At 61.7% G+C, this 16,937-nt stretch carries 18 protein-coding genes; 13 read left to right on the forward strand and 5 right to left on the reverse strand.

Annotation, left to right across the window (positions count from 1 at the left end; genetic code table 11):
- Window positions 1-79: 79 nt before the first annotated feature.
- Genes PMI16_RS22450 through PMI16_RS22465 form a run of 4 tightly spaced genes read left to right on the forward strand, consistent with a single transcriptional unit; the run spans window position 80 to window position 3,474 of the window.
- Window positions 80-946, forward strand: a complete 867-nt coding sequence (locus tag PMI16_RS22450) for a branched-chain amino acid ABC transporter permease (protein ID WP_007883925.1) — start codon at window positions 80-82, stop codon at window positions 944-946.
- Complete coding sequence (locus PMI16_RS22455) at window positions 943-2,007, forward strand: branched-chain amino acid ABC transporter permease (RefSeq protein WP_007883926.1); 1,065 nt, start codon at window positions 943-945, stop codon at window positions 2,005-2,007. The genes PMI16_RS22450 and PMI16_RS22455 overlap by 4 nt, the downstream gene beginning before the upstream one ends.
- Window positions 2,004-2,780, forward strand: coding sequence for an ABC transporter ATP-binding protein (locus PMI16_RS22460; RefSeq protein WP_007883928.1), 777 nt, complete (start codon window positions 2,004-2,006; stop codon window positions 2,778-2,780). Before PMI16_RS22455 ends, PMI16_RS22460 begins: the two co-directional genes overlap by 4 nt.
- Complete coding sequence (locus tag PMI16_RS22465) at window positions 2,773-3,474, forward strand: ABC transporter ATP-binding protein (RefSeq protein WP_007883929.1); 702 nt, start codon at window positions 2,773-2,775, stop codon at window positions 3,472-3,474. The genes PMI16_RS22460 and PMI16_RS22465 overlap by 8 nt, the downstream gene beginning before the upstream one ends.
- Here PMI16_RS22465 and PMI16_RS22470 read toward each other — a convergent pair.
- Window positions 3,471-4,394: a LysR family transcriptional regulator gene (locus PMI16_RS22470; protein WP_007883932.1), complete on the reverse strand. Its 924-nt coding sequence runs from the start codon at window positions 4,392-4,394 to the stop codon at window positions 3,471-3,473. The two genes, PMI16_RS22465 and PMI16_RS22470, sit on opposite strands and share 4 nt — an antisense overlap.
- Window positions 4,395-4,477: 83 nt before the next feature.
- Between PMI16_RS22470 and PMI16_RS22475 the strand changes: the two genes are divergently transcribed.
- The 8 genes from PMI16_RS22475 (at window position 4,478) to PMI16_RS22510 (ending at window position 11,464) form a co-directional block, all read left to right on the forward strand.
- Window positions 4,478-5,677 carry an acyl-CoA dehydrogenase family protein gene (locus tag PMI16_RS22475; protein ID WP_007883933.1) on the forward strand — a complete coding sequence of 400 codons (1,200 nt, stop codon included), beginning with the start codon at window positions 4,478-4,480 and terminating at the stop codon, window positions 5,675-5,677.
- Between the two features lie 175 nt (window positions 5,678-5,852).
- Window positions 5,853-6,824, forward strand: coding sequence for an ABC transporter substrate-binding protein (locus PMI16_RS22480; RefSeq protein ID WP_085942297.1), 972 nt, complete (start codon window positions 5,853-5,855; stop codon window positions 6,822-6,824).
- A gap of 3 nt (window positions 6,825-6,827) precedes the next feature.
- Window positions 6,828-7,634: an ABC transporter ATP-binding protein gene (locus PMI16_RS22485; RefSeq protein ID WP_007883940.1), complete on the forward strand. Its 807-nt coding sequence runs from the start codon at window positions 6,828-6,830 to the stop codon at window positions 7,632-7,634.
- Window positions 7,631-8,455 (forward strand): ABC transporter permease, encoded by an 825-nt coding sequence (locus tag PMI16_RS22490; RefSeq protein WP_007883941.1) that lies wholly within the window; start codon window positions 7,631-7,633, stop codon window positions 8,453-8,455. Before PMI16_RS22485 ends, PMI16_RS22490 begins: the two co-directional genes overlap by 4 nt.
- Window positions 8,456-8,469: 14 nt before the next feature.
- The gene (locus PMI16_RS22495; protein ID WP_007883942.1) at window positions 8,470-8,991 is read left to right on the forward strand and encodes a flavin reductase; all 522 of its coding nucleotides are present in this window, start codon (window positions 8,470-8,472) and stop codon (window positions 8,989-8,991) included.
- 77 nt (window positions 8,992-9,068) lie between these two features.
- Window positions 9,069-9,632, forward strand: coding sequence for a nuclear transport factor 2 family protein (locus PMI16_RS22500; RefSeq protein ID WP_007883943.1), 564 nt, complete (start codon window positions 9,069-9,071; stop codon window positions 9,630-9,632).
- 23 nt (window positions 9,633-9,655) lie between these two features.
- Window positions 9,656-10,582 (forward strand): NADP-dependent oxidoreductase, encoded by a 927-nt coding sequence (locus PMI16_RS22505; RefSeq protein WP_007883944.1) that lies wholly within the window; start codon window positions 9,656-9,658, stop codon window positions 10,580-10,582.
- Window positions 10,583-10,654: 72 nt separating this feature from the next.
- A complete protein-coding gene (locus PMI16_RS22510) occupies window positions 10,655-11,464 on the forward strand; it encodes an alpha/beta fold hydrolase (protein ID WP_007883945.1) in 810 nt (269 codons plus the stop codon).
- A 15-nt stretch (window positions 11,465-11,479) separates the two neighbouring features.
- On the opposite strand, the gene PMI16_RS22515 is transcribed toward PMI16_RS22510, so the two are convergent.
- The 3 genes from PMI16_RS22515 to PMI16_RS22525 all read right to left on the reverse strand — a co-directional run bounded on the left by PMI16_RS22515 (window position 11,480) and on the right by PMI16_RS22525 (window position 14,779).
- Window positions 11,480-12,286: a PDR/VanB family oxidoreductase gene (locus PMI16_RS22515; RefSeq protein WP_237719926.1), complete on the reverse strand. Its 807-nt coding sequence runs from the start codon at window positions 12,284-12,286 to the stop codon at window positions 11,480-11,482.
- A gap of 236 nt (window positions 12,287-12,522) precedes the next feature.
- A complete protein-coding gene (locus PMI16_RS22520; protein WP_007883947.1) occupies window positions 12,523-13,560 on the reverse strand; it encodes an aromatic ring-hydroxylating dioxygenase subunit alpha in 1,038 nt (345 codons plus the stop codon).
- Window positions 13,561-13,585: 25 nt separating this feature from the next.
- Window positions 13,586-14,779, reverse strand: coding sequence for an ABC transporter substrate-binding protein (locus PMI16_RS22525; protein ID WP_007883948.1), 1,194 nt, complete (start codon window positions 14,777-14,779; stop codon window positions 13,586-13,588).
- A 239-nt stretch (window positions 14,780-15,018) separates the two neighbouring features.
- Between PMI16_RS22525 and PMI16_RS22530 the strand changes: the two genes are divergently transcribed.
- Window positions 15,019-15,921, forward strand: a complete 903-nt coding sequence (locus PMI16_RS22530; RefSeq protein WP_007883949.1) for a LysR family transcriptional regulator — start codon at window positions 15,019-15,021, stop codon at window positions 15,919-15,921.
- A gap of 18 nt (window positions 15,922-15,939) precedes the next feature.
- On the opposite strand, the gene PMI16_RS22535 is transcribed toward PMI16_RS22530, so the two are convergent.
- Complete coding sequence (locus PMI16_RS22535; RefSeq protein WP_007883950.1) at window positions 15,940-16,467, reverse strand: MarR family winged helix-turn-helix transcriptional regulator; 528 nt, start codon at window positions 16,465-16,467, stop codon at window positions 15,940-15,942.
- Window positions 16,468-16,937 lie beyond the last annotated feature (470 nt).

Consider the following 16,937-nt stretch of genomic DNA (forward strand, 5'->3'; position numbering starts at 1 on the left):
AGGAGACACCCATGCTTTACCCCATCCCTGTCCACACCCGACGCGGCGGCGCAGCAGCTTGCCGCCATGGAGATTGCGCATGATCGGCAACTTCATCGGTGTGATGTTCGACGGCATTGCCTACGGCGCGCTGTTATTCCTGATCAGCGTCGGCCTGTCGGTCACCATGGGCATGATGAATTTCATCAACCTGGCGCACGGCGCGTTCGCGATGCTGGGCGGCTATGTCTGCGTCACCATCCTCAACCAGCTCGGCCTGCCTTTCCTGGCGTCGCTGCCGGTAGCCTTCCTGGCGTCGGCGGCGGTCGGCCTGGTGCTGGAGCGGTCGCTCTATCGCCGCCTGTATAAAGCCAGCCATCTGGATCAGGTGCTGTTTTCCATCGGCCTGACCTTCATGGCCGTGGCCGGTGCGACTTACGTCTGGGGGCCGACGCAACAGCCGGTGCATTTGCCGGACTGGCTGCGCGGACAGATCTCGCTGCTCGGTCTCGACGTCGGCGCCTATCGCGTGTTCCTGATCGGCGTGGTGGTGCTGGTCACTGCGGCGCTGGGCCTGCTGATCGAACGCACGCGCTTCGGCGCGCAGATCCGCGCATCGGTCGATAACCAGGTCGCCGCCGCCGGTCTGGGCATCAACGTCAGCCGCGTGTTCAGCCTGACCTTCGCGCTCGGCTCCGGCCTGGCCGGCCTGGGCGGCGGTCTCGGCATCGACGTGCTGGGTCTCGACCCGACTTTCCCGATCAAGTACATGGTGTACTTCCTGCTGGTGGTGGCCGTCGGCGGCGCCGGCACGATCAAGGGACCGTTGCTGGCCGCCGTGATCCTCGGCATTTTCGACGTGGCCGGCAAATACTACGTGCCTGAAATCGGCGCCTTCGTCATCTACGGCCTGATGGTGCTGCTGCTGATCCTGTTCCCTGCCGGCCTGATGCGGAGGCGCGGATGAGCGCGAACACACCGACGTCTGCGCCCGCCGCGGCTGCACCTACCACTAGCGCAAAGACCACCGCCATGTCTCCCTTGCCCTTGCTTCATTTGCCCAACGACCGCTGGAAGCCGCTGGAGATCATCTTCTGGCTGCTGCCGGTGGCGGCTTATTTCGTCTTTCCCGATTACCTGATCCTGATCAGCCAGATCATGATCGTCGGCCTGTTCGCGATCTCGCTCGACCTGATCCTCGGCTACGGCGGCATCGTCTCGCTCGGTCATGCGGCCTTCTTCGGCCTTGGCGCCTACACCGCCGGCCTGCTGTCGGCGCACGGCTGGGGCGAACCGATCAGCGGCATGCTGCTGGGCGCGATCGTCGCTGCAGCGTTCGGCTACATCATCAGTTTCCTGGTGGTGCGCGGCAACGACCTGGCGCGCCTGATGGTGACCCTGGGCATCGGCCTCATGCTGTTCGAAGCGGCCAACAAGGCAGCCTTCATCACCGGCGGCGTCGACGGTCTGTCCGGCATGATGGTGGACAAGATCTTCGGCGTGTTCGAGTTCGACCTCAACGGCAAGGTCGCCTACATCTATAGTTTCGTCGTGCTGTTCATCCTGTTCGCCGTATTGCGCCGTCTGGTCAATTCGCCGTTCGGCCTGAGCCTGGTCGGCATCCGCGAAGGCGGTCGCCGCATGCCCGCCATCGGCGTCAACGTCAACCAGCGCCTGACGGTCATCTTCACCATCAGCGCGGCGATTGCCGGCGTGGCCGGCGCCTTGCTGGCGCAGACCACGCAGTTCGTCGGTCTCGACGTGCTGGGTTTTCCGCGTTCGGCGGAATTGCTGATCATCCTGGTGCTGGGCGGCACCGGCCGACTGTACGGCGGCCTGGTCGGCGCGGCGATCTTCATGCTCGCGCAAGATTATCTTTCCGGCTTGAATCCTGCTTACTGGCAATTCTGGATCGGCTTGCTGCTGATCGTCATCGTGCTGTTCGCACGCGGCGGCATCCTCGGCGGCCTGACCCTGATCTGGAACAGCCTGCGTAAATCCTCCGGCACGAAAGGAGAGCGCTCGTGAGCACGGCAACAAATACAAACGCAAACACCACGCTGCGCACCGAAGGCCTGTCCAAACAATGGGGCGCCTTCAAGGCCAACAGCGACGTCTCGCTGACCTTCGTACCCGGTGCGCGCCACGCGCTGATCGGACCGAACGGCGCCGGCAAGACCACCTTCATCAACCTGCTGACCGGCGGCTTTGCGCCTTCGAGCGGCAAGGTGTTCTTCGGCGACGACGACATCACTTCGCTGCCGCAGCATGAGCGCGTCAAGCGCGGCATGACGCGCACCTTCCAGATCAACACGCTGTTCGCCGGCCTGACCGTGCTGGAGTCGGTCGTGCTGGCCATCTCCGAACGGCGCGGCCTGCAGTACGTCTGGCACAAGACTGTGGCGCAGCAGAGCGACGTCATCGAAGAGGCCATGGCCTTGCTGGCCTCGCTCAAGCTCGACGGCGAAGCCAACAGCATCACGCGCAGCCTGGCTTACGGCAAGCAGCGCCTGGTGGAAATCGCACTGGCGCTGGCCACCAGGCCGAAAGTGCTGCTGCTGGACGAACCGGCGGCCGGCATTCCCTCGGCGGAAAGCAAGGAACTGTTCGAAGTCATCGCGCAATTGCCGCGCGACGTCACCATCGTTTTCATCGAACACGACATGGGCCTGGTGTTCCGCTTTGCCGAACGCATCACGGTGCTGGTCGGCGGCAAGGTGCTGACCGAAGGCACGCCGGCGGAAATCGCCGCCGACAAACGCGTCAAGGAAGTTTATCTGGGGGAGTCGGAACATGAGTGAGCTGCTCGCACTCGACAAGGTCACCGCCGGCTACGGCGATTCGATCGTATTGGAAGACGTGTCGTTTTCCATGCAGGAAGGCGACAGCCTGGCGCTGCTCGGCCGCAACGGCGTCGGCAAGACCAGCCTGCTGGTCACGCTGATGGGCCTGACCCGCCTGCATGGCGGCGGCATCCGCTGGCGCGGCGGCGACATCGTGCGCGTGCCGACCTACAGGCGCGCGCACGCCGGCCTCGGCTGGGTGCCGCAGGAACGTTACATGTTTCCGTCGCTGACGGTCGAAGAACATTTGACCGTGGTCGCGCGCGGCGGCGAATGGGATTTGCCGAAGATCTACAACATCTTCCCGCGCCTGGAAGAGCGTCGCAACAACATGGGCAACCAGCTGTCAGGCGGCGAGCAGCAAATGCTGGCCATTGCGCGCGCGCTGATGGTGAGTCCGCGCATTCTGTTGCTGGATGAACCGATGGAAGGTCTGGCGCCGATCATCGTGCAGGAATTGCTGCGCGTGATCCGGGGGCTGGTCAAGGACATGGGCATGTCGGTGATCGTGGTGGAACAGCATGCGCGCATGGCCTTGTCGTTGACGCAGCGGGCGATCGTGCTGGATCGCGGGCGGATTGTGCACGACTCCGATAGCGCCGAGTTGCTGGCGGATGGAGAGAAGTTGGATCGCCTGGTGGCGGTGGCCTAGGCCGCCGCCGCGAGTGAAATTTTCTCTGCCAGCATTCTGCTAAGCCATTGAATTCCCATGTCGCTGGCGAAATGCAAATGGGTATGCACCTTGACTTCGATCGACGGCGTTTCAAAAGGTAGTTCCAGCAACACGAATTCCTGCAGGCGATTGACGCGTTCTGCAATGCTGCGCGGGTAAATCACCGCGAGATCGGTCTGCCGCACGATTTCCGGCGCCATGGTGAAGTGGCCCAGTCTGAGGGCGGTCTTGCGGAGGATGCCGCTTTCATCGAGCCAGTGTTCCACCATCTGGTGGCCGGTCGCTTCGGTGCCCACGTAGATGTAGCGCAGGTCGGTGAAATTGGCGCGGGTCAGCGCCCGATCGGCCAAAGGATGACCCGCGCGCACCAGGCACACGAAGGTGTCGGTGAGCAGTGGCTTGTTGACGCATTCGCTTTTCAAGCCGGGCAAATATCCCACCGCCAGATCGACGTCGCCGGTGTACAACGAGGCGCCGACCGAATGGATATCCAGCCGCACCACCTCCAGCTGCACCAGCGGTGCGGTTCGTTCAAGCTCCGCCAGCAATTGCGGCAGATAGTAATACTCCGACACATCCGACATCGCAATCCGAAACACCCGGTTGGTCCTCATCGGATCGAAGGCGGTGTATTCCATCACCGCGTTATTGATGATCCCGATGGCCTGGCGCAGCGGCGCCTGCAACTGCGTGGCCGACGACGTGGGGACCATGGAGTTGCCATCGCGCACAAACAAAGGATCGTCGAATTCGGCACGCAGCCGCTTCAGCGCGTGGCTGACCGCCGATTGCGTAAGGCAAAGGCGTTCGCCGGCATCGGTCAGGCTCTTGGTATCCCAGATCGCCAGGAAGACCCGAATCAAATTCAGGTCCATGGTCTCCGTATTAATTTTATTCATTTGGCAAATTATAACTATGAATTTGACTAATTAATAGGGAATGGCGAAACTGGTTCATCGACATCACCCAGGCACGCTCTCTTATGAATCAATCGGTCCCCGACGCATCGCTGCAACCTGCCGGCGTCAACCCAAGCCCGGATGAACACGTGCATGAAACTGCGATGGATGCACTCATTCGCGAAGTGTCGGCTCGCCGCGATGAATTCAATCAACTTTCGCATGTCCCGAAAGATGCTATCGCAACCATGAAGCGCGCGGGCATCTTTCGTGCCAGTACACCCAAACGCTTCGGCGGCGATGCCCTGCCTCCTGCCGAATTTTTGCAAATGATCGAGCGCATCGGCACCGCAGACGGTTCGGCTGCCTGGGTCGCGGCTTTCGGTTCCGCCAACACGTATCTGGCGCCGCTGCCGCTGGCGACTCAGGAAAAGATTTACGCCAACGGACCCGACCAGGCCTATGCCGGCGGCCTGTATCCGCTGCAAGCCGCCGAAGCGGTGCCGGGCGGCCTGAAGGTTTCCGGGCGTTGGCATTTCGCCAGCGGTTGCAAGGGCGCCGACTGGATCGGCGTCGGCGTCAAGAACGATGCGCCGTCTGTGAATGGCGAGCCGGCGCCGGCGCTGATGGCCGTCTGCCCGGCCGACGAGGTCGAGATTGTCGACAACTGGAACGTGGTCGGCATGCAAGGCACCGGTAGTCACGACACCCGTCTCAACGGCAAATTCTTTGCGCATGAATGGACCTGCGTGCGCGGCGCTCCGGGCCTGATCGACGAGCCGTTGTTCCGCTATCCGTCCCTGGCCTATCAGGCTGAAGTCCACGCCGCCGTCAACATCGGTCTTGCACGCGCGGCGCTGGACATCGTCACCGACATGGCGGGCGGCGCCAAGATCATGCCGGGCGCCGCCCGACTTGGTGATCGCGCCTATTACCGCATCAAACTGGGACTGTGTGAAGCAAAGTGGCGCAGCGCCCGGGGTTTCTTTTACGACACCTGCATCAAGGCCTGGGACTGCGTGCTGGCCGGCGATCCGGTGTCGGAGCAGCTAGACACGCTGCTGCGGCTGAGTGCGACCTACGCCGCGCGCACTTCCGCCGAGGTGGTGCAAGAGGCTTATCAGATTGCCGGCATGGCGGCGATCCAGAGTACGCACCGGCTGCAGCGCATCGTGCGCGACGCCATGGTGGTGACGCAGCACGCCGCACTCAGCGAAAGCACCTATGACACGGCCGGCGCGGTATTTGCGCGCATGACGCCGATGCTCGCCGTTGCGAAATAAGATTTGCAGTTTGTATCGATCGGCGTCGCGCGTACCTGGTGCGCTCAGGACGCGCATGCCGAATCAGTCGTCACTCGCCAGGCATGAAAAATGCAGCATGCGCTCAGGCATTTAGCTTTTCGGCTTAGGAGCGAAGAAGTTTGCGGTACCCGATGATTCCAGTCTTAATCCAAATATGAGGACCAAGCTCGTGACCAATTTCACTGTCTTTCGTCGCCGTCGTACTCTCCTCCTCAGTGGGGCATCCATGCTTGTCGTCGGAAATCTGCCCGGCGCGTCGGCGCTGGCGCAGAATGCGCCGGTGACCATCGGGGTCGGCGCCGACCCCGTGTTTACCGCCTTCTTCGTGGCTGCCAACGAGAAACTGTTCGCCAAGTACGGCGCCAACGTAACGGTACAGTCCTATACCGACGGCGGCGAGGCGCTCAATGCGCTGGTGGCGAATCAGGTCAACATGGCCTGTGCCGGCGAGCCGACTCACATCGTGCGCCTCTCCCGCGCCGAGCTGCGTCCGCTGGCGGTGACTTATCAGTCCAGGACTTATCTCAAGCTGGTGGCGCGCAAGGGTATTCCCAGCGCCGACAAGATCAAGAAGTTCGGCATCGTCGCCGGCTCCGTGAGCGAATACGTCACCGGCCTCACGATGACAAAGCTGGGCATCGATCCGGCCAAGGTCGAGATGGTGCGCTCCGGGCCGCCTGAGTTGCCGGCGCTGCTGGCGCGCGGCGACATCGACGGTTACTTCGTGTGGGAACCATGGCCGACGCTGGGCGTGCAGCAAGGCGGCCACATCCTGATGACTTGCGGCGACGTCGGCTATACCAGCACCCTGTGGCTGTCGGCAACCAGCGGCTGGCTGGCATCGAACAAGGACGTGGCGGGCAACATCCTCAAGGCGCTGGCCGAAGCTGCCGAGATCACCCGCAAGGACCCGCCGCGCGCCGCCCAGTCGGTACAGGCGATTACCAGGATCCCGGTGCCGCAGACGCTCAATTCGCTGAAGGACATGGAGCCTGTCATCCGCGACTTTAGCAATGAGGACCTCAAGACCGCCAACGCCATCAGCCAGTTCCTGCTTTCCAAGCAGGCGATCAAGGCGCCGGTCGACATGGGCAAGGTCCTGCAGCGCGGTTTCTACAAGGGGTAACACATGGCAAACTCGGCACGGGGTTCCTCTGTTTCCCTCAAACGGGTGGGACTGACGATTGGCACCAATGAGATCATGGCCGGCATCGACCTGAACATCCACGCCGGCGAGTTCGTCTGCCTGCTGGGTCCGAGCGGTTGCGGCAAGTCGACGCTGTTGAACGCCATCGCCGGTTTCCAGGATGTGGCCGGCGAGATCCTGGTCGATGGCAAGCCCGTGAGCGGACCCGGGCTGGACCGGGGCGTCGTGTTCCAGTCTTCGGAGGCGTTGTTTCCCTGGCTGAGCGTGCGCGAGAACGTCGAATACGGTCTCAAGTTGCGCCGCGTGGCTGCGGCGGAACGGCGCAGCGCGGCCGAGCGCTACGTCTCGCTGGTCGGCCTCAAGCACGCCATCGACAAGTTTCCCGGTGAATTGTCCGGCGGCATGCGTCAGCGTGCGCAGATTGCGCGCGTGCTGGTGAATGAACCGTCGGTGGTGCTCATGGATGAGCCCTTCGGCGCGCTCGATGCCCAGACCCGCGAAGTGCTGCAAGGCGAACTCGATCGAATCTGGAAGAGCACCGGCTGCACCATCGTCTTCGTCACCCACGACATCTGGGAAGCGATCCTGTTGGCCGACCGCGTGGTGACCATGACCGCCGGTCCGCGCGCCGGCATCAAAGTGATCGAGAAAGTCGAGTTGCCGCATCCGCGCGACCCCGCCGATCCGGCATGCATGGCGCTCTATGCGCGCATTCGCGACGACATCGGTGCAGAAGTCACGCGCGTGCTGCGCGCACAAGGTTTGATGGAAGAGGAGTTGATGAAATGACAGAGCTTAGCCAGACGACTCCGACGGCAAGCCAGCCTGCCGTGTTCGTCAAATCATCCGGTCAGGGAAAGCGCATGAAAGCGATGCGGCCGTTTTTCATTTCGGTGGTGGCCATCGTCGGCGGCCTGTTGCTCTGGCAGCTCGCATCGATGTATACCTCGTCGCTGTTCCTGCCCTCGGTTTCGATAACCTGGGCTGCGGCGCTGGAACTGATCGGCGACGGCACCTTGCAGCAATCGATCCTGGCATCCTCCGGCCGCATCCTGGCCGGTTGGGGCGCCGGCGTGCTGATCGGCGTGCCGCTGGGCATTTTCATGGGCCGCTTTGAACTGATACGCCAGTTGCTCGACCCCTATATCGAATTTTTCCGTTTCATTCCGCCGATCGCTTTCGTCACCCTCGCAGTGATCTGGCTTGGCCCCGGCGAGTTGTCGAAGATCGCGCTGATCTTCTACACAACCGTGTTCATCGTCACGCTGAACACCATCGCCGGCGTGCAAGCGGTCAACCCGCTGCGCATACGGGCAGCCTCCTCGCTGGGCGCCGGACAGTGGCAGATCCTGACCACCGTGATCCTGCCTTCGACGGTGCCTTTCATGGTCACCGGCGCGCGCATCGCGATGGGCAACTCGTTCCTGACGGTGGTTTCGGCCGAGATCGTGTCGGCCCGTGAAGGCCTGGGCGCCCTGATCTGGACCGCCCGCAACTTCAGCCGTACCGAATGGGTTTTCGTCGGCATCATCACATTGGGCCTGCTCGGCTATCTGTTCGACCGCGTGTTGCGCATCGCGACCAGGAAACTGCTCAAGCGCTATCTGTGAATCCGGAGCCTGACATGAACACCGACATGGTACAGAAGCAATCGTCGCGGGAGACATTTCGCGATGCGATGAGCCGGCTGGGTGCGGCGGTCAATATCGTCACCACCGACGGCGTCTCCGGCCGCCATGGCCTGACCGTTTCGGCGGTCTGCAGCGTGACCGACGAACCGCCGACGCTGCTGGTCTGCGTCAACCGGAACGCCGGCGCGCATGACGTCATCAGGGAAAACGGCGTGCTGTGCGTCAATGTGCTGGGGTCGCAACACGAACAGTTGTCGACGATCTTCGGCCGCCGCGGCACGGATGTGTCCGAGCGTTATGCCGCCGGCAACTGGAGCACCCTGAGCAGCGGCGCCCCGGTATTGCTCGATGCGGCCGTGAATCTGGATTGCAGGGTGAGGAGGGTGGAACAGGTCGGCACGCATAGCGTGTTTTTCTGCTCTGTGCTCGATATCGCCATCGCATCGGAACCGCGCTGCCTGATCTATTTCAACCGGGGCTACCATTCGCTGGGCTCGATGCTGGAGGCGGGCTGAATATCGGGGCAGCGGCCGAACCGCAACAAGCACAGCATTTCTGAGTAGTATTCGATCATCCCAAAGAATAGGAAAGCATGAGCGATTCACCAAACTACGGCAACGATATCGTCGACATCAAGCGCCGACTGAACGTACTGGAAGCCGAAGCAGATATCCGCCGCATTCAGGCGCGCTACATGTTCCTGTGCGATACGCCGTGCCCGGAACCGATAAGGTCCGTCGACGAACGCATCGAGAAAATCCTGGAACTGTATTCGGAAGACGCCATCTGGGAAGGCGTCGGCGCCTACTATGAAGGCCAATTCGGCCGGGCCGACGGCAAGGAAGCGATCCGCAAGCACTTCCAGGCATTCTGGGGGCAGAAGAGCGATCCTGCGCTGCTGCTCAACGTGCACTACCTCACTTCCGAACAGATCCACGTCAACGGCGACGAAGCCGATGGCCAGTGGGTGCATTGCCAGCCCTGGATTTTCAGCGATGGTTCTTCGCTATTGCGATCAAGCCGCCTGAACAATCTGTTCAAGAAGGTCGACGGCATCTGGAAGATCTCGCGCACACGCACCGAAAACGTGTTTGTTGCGCCATTGACGGCAGGCTGGGCCACCAATGTGCCGAACTACTCGGCGCTGATGCGCTGAGCAATTCCTTTCCGGATAAATGCATGCGCGCCATTCAGTTCAAGGAGTATGGCCCCCCGGACGTACTCGCGATGGTCGATCTGGAGCCGGCTGGATTGGGCGAGAAAGACTTGCGCATCCGCATGCTTGCCGCAGGCGTTGCACCGGTGGACACCAAGATTCGCGCCGGTCTGCTGAAGGCGCATTTGCCCGTCGCGCTGCCGAAGATACCGGGACGCGACGGCGTCGGCATCGTGGAAGCCATCGGCAGCGCCGTGACGCGTTTTGCGGTTGGCGATGCCGTGTGCGTGATGGTCGACATGCTGACCGGCGGCTCCTGCGCCGAGGTCATCGCGGTGGCGGAAGAGCGCGCCGTACGCAAGCCCGGCTCCCTGTCGCGATATGAAGCGGCGGCGCTCATGCAACCGGGCATCAGCGCCTGGATACCCGTGGTGCAGGTCGCCAATGTCCGGCCGGGCATGAAGGTGCTGGTCCATGGCGGATCGGGAGCGGTCGGCAGTCTGATGGTGCAACTGGCCAGCCATCTCGGCGCGGAAGTGACGACAACCTGCCGTGCCGCCAATATCGACTACGTGCTCGGACTGGGCGCCAGGCAAGCCATCGCTTACGACCGCGATGATTTTGGCAAGCTGCGCGATCAGGACGTCGTGTTCGACCTGGTCGGCGGCGCGACCCATTTGCGTTCCTATCCGGTGTTGAAAAAAGGCGGCCATCTGGTCTGGCTGATGGCTGAGCCCATCATCGACCGCGCCGATGAATACGGCGTGCGCGTGACGCGTGCGCTCATCACCGATCAGCATAACGTGCTGCATGCGGTCGCCGGATTGGCGCAGCAGGGCGTATTGCGACCGTGCGTGAGCGAAGTCCGCCCGTTGGCCGATGCCGCCGCCGCGCATGCGGCGCTGGAGAGCGGATGCATCACCCGCGGACGACTGGTGCTCGAGATCTGAATGCAGGCGGCCAGGCCTGTGCTTCCCGCTTGCCTTGAGTCACCAACCCTGAACGTATCAGAAGGCCCCGACATGACGACCTTTGCACCTGCCCGCAGCTTCGTTGAAACCGCCTCCGGAGCTATCCACATTGCCACCGCCGGCGACGGATTTCCCGTATTGCTGCTGCATCAGACGCCGCGCTCCTGGGATGAATTTCGCGATGTCATTCCATTGCTGGCACGGAATTTCAAGGTCATCGCGATGGATACCATCGGCTTCGGCGATTCTTGCCGGCTGCCCGTGGAAGAACATTCCATCGAGCGCTGGGCGCGAGTTTCCTTCGAGTTGCTGGATGCGTTGGGGATCTCGACAGCGGCCGTCGTCGGCCATCACACCGGTGCGGTGACGGCACTGGAAATGGCGGCCAGCCATCCGGAACGGATTGCGGCGCTGGTCTTGTCGTCATGCCCGTTCAACGATGCCGCGCGGCGCGCTGCGCATGCCGGCCGCCGCACCATTGACGACGTCGAGCGCAGCACGGAAGGAACACATCTGACGGAACTGTGGAGCCGCCGCCAGCCGTATTACCCGGCCGGCAACATCGATCTGATGGAGCGCTACATCGTTGACGCCATCAAGGCCGGCGACATGGCTTCGCATGGTCATCGCGTAGTGTCCGACTACGTCATGGAAGATCGGATCTCGCTGTTGTCAGCGCCGACGCTGCTCATAGAAGCCCGCGACGATCCGCACGCATCGCCTTATGCATCGAAGCTGGCGGCGCTGATCGCGGGCAGCAGACTGGTCTCGATCAAGGGCGGCATGGTGCCTTTGCCGGATCAGTTGCCGCAGGAATTTTCCGCCGCGGTGTCGGATTTTCTCCTCGCGGAGCAGCTGTAAACCGCCATCATCCATTCAGATATCCAACACCAGCGTCCCCGTCTTCGCCCGGGAAACGCAGGGCATGAACCACAAATTGGAAGCCTTCTCCTCCGTACTCAGAAATGCATCCCGATGATCGGGAACGCCTTCAATCACCTTCGTCCGGCAGGTGCCGCACACCCCGACCTCGCAAGAACAATCCACGTCAATTCCCGCCGCCTGCACACAAGCCAGGGCAGTCTCGTCGGCAGCAATACCGATTTCCCTGCGATCTCTCAAACGAATCACAAAAGCCTGGTCGCCGGCATCGGCAACAGGCGCCGAGAACGACTCCTTGTGCACCTGAGATGCCCCAAGTTTTGCAGACGCCAGCTCAATCACAGTCGCCATGAATGGTCCCGGACCGCAAGTGTAGGCATGCGTATCGACAGCGGCATGCTCCAGCGCCGAAGAAATGGCGGCAGCCGTCTGCTGCGGCGACAAACCTGCATGGAGGGAAACATGACGAGCCAACGATGTCCCCGTCAGTTCATCGCGAAACACAACACAGTCTTCATCTCGTACAAAATAATGCAGATGAAATGCCGCACCGCGATTCAACAACGCATACGCCATCGACAACACCGGCGTGATGCCGATTCCACCCGCAAACAGCAGATGTGAATCAGCCGCATCAGCCAATGCAAAGGCATTGCGCGGAACGCCGATCTGCAGCGTGTCGCCTTCCCTGGCCTGTTCATGCAACCAGGCGGAACCGCCGCGCGATTGCGGCTCTCGTTTGACGGCGATGCGATAGCGTTCAGGCGACGGCCGGTTGCAGCACAACGAGTATTGACGCACGAGAGCATTGCCCAGCGTGACGTCGATATGCGCGCCGGGCTGATAGGACGGGAGCGTCTCGCCGCGAGAAGCACGCAGTTCAAAGATGCGGATGCCGGCGCCGCTGTCGCGGATAGTGGAAATGGTGACGTTCATGATGTCGGAGCGTAGGCGATCGCTCCGCAGTCAGGCACGGTAGCGATCATTGAACAAGGAAGACGAGCGCGCCACGCAGCGCGTCCGGAACAGGCGCCGGTTCAGGCCGCCTGCTCGGCCTGTCGGCTGAGCATGGCGACGATGCGGCGCGCGCGGTTGGCGCCGGCGTCGACGTGGATGTCGATCATCGCTGCGTTTTCGAACCGACGCATGTTGCGGTACTGTGCTTCGATGATGACGCGGTCTTCTTCGAAGGTGGCGGCGGTCTGTTGGTAGACCAGCTCCAGGTTGTCCGGGGCGTCGGGATGCGACGAGCTGGCCATGGTCCAGAAGTAGTGCGAGGTGGTCTCCGTCTCCGGCGTGATGCCGTGGAAGCCGCGCATGTGGAAGCCGCCGCGATTCGGGTCTTCCAGCGACTCGGTGTCGGCGTCGACCGCGCCGGTGAAGATGTTGAGATGCGTGACGTGGAAGTCGATTTCCTGCCAGCGGTCGATCTTGCCCTTGAACGGCCAGGCCGCGCTATAAGTTGCCGGCGGCTGCGATGCTTTCATCCAGCGCACCACGCGCACCTTGTCGCCGTCGCTGGTGACGTTGGTCGGCGCTTCCATGTGCGTCTTGGCGTTGCCGCCTATGGTCCTGGCGTGGACGTAGCCGACATGGCTGAGGTCGAGCAGGTTGTCGTGGATCAGCTGATACGGTGCGTCGTAGTGGAACACGCCGCCCTTGTACTTGTAACGCGGATTGTCGTGCGCGGCGATTTCGGGCGGCTGGCCGTCGGGACGGCTGTCGGCGCTGTCGATACCCTCACCCAGCCAGAGCCAGATGATGTCATTGCGCACGGCAACCGTGTACGCCTTGACGCAGGCCTTGCCGGGAATCTTGACCTGGCCCGGGATTTCGATGCACTGGCCGCTCGGCGCATACAACAGGCCGTGATAGCCGCAGCGAATGCCGCCGTCTTCCAGCGAGCCGCACGACAGCGGCACGCTGCGGTGGCAGCAGCGATCTTCCAGCGCGGCGACCTGACCCGACTCGGTGCGGAACAGGACGACCGGGCGGTTGAGCAGGGTGCGGGCCAGGGGCTTGTCCTGAAGCTCCCGGACAAAGCCGGCGACGTACCATTGATTCAGTGGAAACATGATGTACTCCTTTCAATATTGCTGATTACTTGGCCGGATCCCTGACGTTGTCGTAACGGTCGATCTCGGTGGCGACGTATTTGCCGTTCTGTTTGTCGATGCGGCGGATATAGATGGTCTGCACGATGTCGTTGGTCTTGTCGTCGATGGCGACGGTGCCGCGCGGGCTGGGCGCGCCGTAGCCCTTGACGGCGTTCATGAAGATCGTGCCGTCGGTGTTGCCGTTGGTCTTGGTCAGCGTCTTGGCGATCAGCGCCATGGCGTCATAGGCCGACACCGACAGGAAGTTCGGCTTGAAGCGGCCGCTCACGGTCTGCGAAAACGCTTCCAGGAACTTGGCGTTGTCGGCGCCGGGGCGTGAGAACGAGTAGAAGCCGGCGGTGTAAATCCCCAGCATCGCATCGCCGCCCATGCTCAGCACGTCCTCATCGGCCCAGCCCTCGCCGCCGAGAAAACGGATGCCGGCCTTGTCCAGTCCTTTTTCCTTGTAAGCCTTGATGAACGACACCATGGGCTGGCCGTTGGGCAGGAACACATGGATCGCGTCCGGCTTCTCGTCCTTGATGCGTTGCAGGTAGGCGCTGTAGTCCACGGTCGTCAGCGGCACGCGCACCGAGCTGGTGACGGTGCCGCCCAGTGCGGTGAAGGCCTTCGTGAACCAGGTGTCGGCGTCCAGTCCCGGCGCATAGTCGGAGACGATCGAGAACACGCGGCGCGAGCCGGTCTTGTAGGCCCACTCGGCCAGCGGCTTGACCGACTGTGCGATGGTGTAGGAAGTACGGGTGATGTAAGGCGACTTGGTGGTGACCGCCGACGATGCGGCGTTCATCACGACCATCGGCTTCTTCGCCTTGTCGACCACGGCGGCGACCGCCATCGCGTTGGGAGTGAAGACGAAGCCGGTGATGATGTCGACGTTGTCGCGGCTGATCAGTTCGGTAGCCAGGCGTTTGGCGACGTCGGCTTGCGGGCCGGTGTCGTCCTTGTAGATGATCTGCAGTTTCTTGCCGGCCACGGTGTCGCCGTGCAGGCGCAGGTAAGTGTCGATGCCGGCTTTCATCTGCTCGCCGCTTTGTGCGGCGACGCCGGTCAGCGAGGTGATGACGCCGATGCGGATGGCCTGGTCGGCGGCAGCGGCAGTATTGGACGTGGCGCAGAATGCGGCGCAAAGCGCGACGCTGGAAGCAAAGCCGTACAGTGCACGCTTGAATTGTTGCATGTTGAAGTCTCCTGTTGTTGTTTATAGTTGTCATCCGGCATGTCGTTGCATGCGGTGCCCGGCTTTTTTTGCACTTGCGTTTTGAATTTGAGTTTTGAGCTTGCGTTTTTAACTTGTGCCTGCGCCGGTTGAAGAGGATCATACCGAAGCGAAATTATTTGAAAATAGAATTTTCTGCATAACATTTATTCGACTTTCGAATAGAGAATGCGAGCAGGAATCGCCGGCAAGGAGACCGCATGGCCAACTTCGATATGAACCTCTTGCCGATCGCCCTGGCGATCTTCGAGGAGCGCAGCGTCAGCGCCGCCGCGCGCAAGCTCGACATGAGCCAGCCCGCCGTCAGCGTGGCGCTCAACAAGCTGCGGACCGCGCTCGGCGATCCCTTGTTCGTGCGCACCTCGCACGGCATGGAGCCGACGCCGCGCGCGCTGACGCTGATCAGTCCGACGCGCGACATCCTGCAGCGCATCCATACCGACGTGCTGGCGAGCGAGGTGTTCAATCCGGCCACCACCGGTCGCAAGTTCACGATTGCCCTGTCGGATATCGGCGAGATGACTTTTTTGCCGAAGGTGCTGGATCGTTTCCGGCGCGATGCGCCGGGCGCTTCGGTGGCGTCGGTGTCGATGACGCCGCTTGAGCTGAACGTGGCGCTGGAAAATGGCGAGGTGGATCTGGCGGTGGGATATTTCCCTGATCTGAAGAATCGCAACCTGTTTCAGCAGCGGCTGTTTTCACATGACTTCATCTGCCTGCTGCGTGCCGATCATCCGATCCGCTCGCGCAAGATTTCGATGGAGCAGTTTCTGAAACTGGGACATGCCGTGATCAGGGCGGAAGGGCGCAGTCAGGAGTTGTTCGAGCAATTGCTGATCAAGAAAAAGATCCAGCGTCGCATCGTGCTGTCGACGCCGCACTTCATGTCGATTCCCTTTTTGATCGCGTCGTCGGATCTGGTGGTGACGGTGCCGCGCGCCGTGGGAGCTTCGTTCGCGCAGTTTTCCAACATCCGGCTGGTGGAGCCGCCGCTGGACATTCCGACCTTCGATTTGCGCCAGCACTGGCATCGCAAGTATCACAAGGATGGCGCCAATGTCTGGCTGCGGTCGATCTTGGCCGAGATGTTTTCAGGCGATTGATGTCGCCGTCTTCGATGCCTACTCGCTGTCGCCGGCTGCCGGCTTGATGCTGGCCAGCGGCGCGCGGCTTTCGGTATTGTTGCCGCGCACCAGCTTGTCGAGCAGGTGCATGAACTGCTCCTGCTCGTCGGCTTCCAGCGGCGACAGCAATCGTTTGCGCAGACGCTGCGCCGCCGGGATCAGGTCGCTCAGCATCTGCTCGCCGGTCGGCGTGATGTTGAGCGCGCGCTGGCGCCGGTTGTGCGGGATCACCTTGCGCACCAGCAAGCCTTTTTCTTCCAGCCGCACGCAGACGGTGGCGCCGGTCGAGGTGTCGATGCCGACCAGTCCCGCCAGCGTCACCTGGTCGATGCCGGGATGGTTCGACAGCGTGCGCAAAATCGCATATTGCACCGGCGTAATGTCGCCGCCCAGTTCGTCGAGGAAGATCGACACCGAGATCTGTTGCGCACGCCGCAACAAATGGCCGGGGTGCTCATAGAGATCGATCAGCTGGCTCTCTTGCGCTGGCTTCTGTGCTTGTTGTGTTGTGCTTGGACGAGGCATGGTTGTCGGTTTGCAAAAAGATGCGTTGTGAAGGTTTGTAGTGTAGCCGCTGCGCTGTTGCGCCACGCATTTTTGATGCAGCGCGCAACAGAAAATACAAAAATAAATGCGAAATCCGGTTTACATCGCCGCGCAGTTGGAGGATACTTTTCTCAAACATTCAGTGTACTGAATATTAAATCGAAAAACAAAGCAGCAGAGACCCGACGGCCCACACAGACAGGCCGCGGAACAAGAACACAGCAATTGGCGCATTGGTTTTTTGCGCCGGACGAGAAGTAAAAATCATCGATGCTTTGCAGGCCGATGCCGCGTCAAAGATGTGCTGCGTGGCTCATGCATCGTTAGGGCCTGTTAACAATCAGTTTGCGAGTGCGAACGCGCGGCAGGCGTTGACTGCCTAGGCGCAGCGACGCGACGTAGCGGTGCTACGGCAAGGCGCTGCAACAACGGCAGGCGACGCCTGCAGC

Origin of the sequence: Herbaspirillum sp. CF444 (assembly GCF_000282135.1) — a bacterium.
Taxonomy (GTDB): Bacteria; Pseudomonadota; Gammaproteobacteria; order Burkholderiales; family Burkholderiaceae_D; genus Herbaspirillum.